Raw genomic sequence first — 432 nt, forward strand, 5'->3', positions numbered from 1 at the left:
AGTAAGGAGTACGCAAATGCTGCAACCCAAGCGTACGAAGTTCCGCAAGCAAATGACCGGTCACAACCGTGGCCTGGCTCATCGCGGTTCTAAAGTCAGCTTCGGCGAGTTCGCCCTCAAGGCAACCAGCCGTGGCCGTCTCACCGCGCGTCAGATCGAGTCCGCACGTCGTGCGCTGACCCGTCACGTAAAACGTGGCGGCAAGATCTGGATCCGCGTATTCCCCGACAAGCCTGTTACCAAGAAGCCCCTGGAAGTACGTATGGGTAAAGGTAAGGGTGGCGTCGAGTACTGGGTAGCCCAGATTCAACCGGGCAAGGTCCTGTACGAGATCGAGGGTGTATCCGAAGAGCTGGCGCGTGAGGCATTCGCCCTGGCTGCTGCAAAGCTGCCGCTCGCCACCTCCTTTGTTAAGCGGACGGTGATGTGATG

1 protein-coding gene is annotated in these 432 nt (G+C 58.8%); it reads left to right on the forward strand.

Going from position 1 to position 432, the window contains the following annotated elements:
- Nucleotides 1-16 precede the first annotated feature (16 nt).
- Nucleotides 17-430 (forward strand): 50S ribosomal protein L16, encoded by a 414-nt coding sequence (rplP, locus tag GB932_RS01390; RefSeq protein WP_009617163.1) that lies wholly within the window; start codon nt 17-19, stop codon nt 428-430.
- Nucleotides 431-432: the final 2 nt, after the last annotated feature.

Source organism: Microbacterium karelineae (genome assembly GCF_009745985.1).
GTDB lineage: Bacteria > Actinomycetota > Actinomycetes > Actinomycetales > Microbacteriaceae > Microbacterium > Microbacterium karelineae.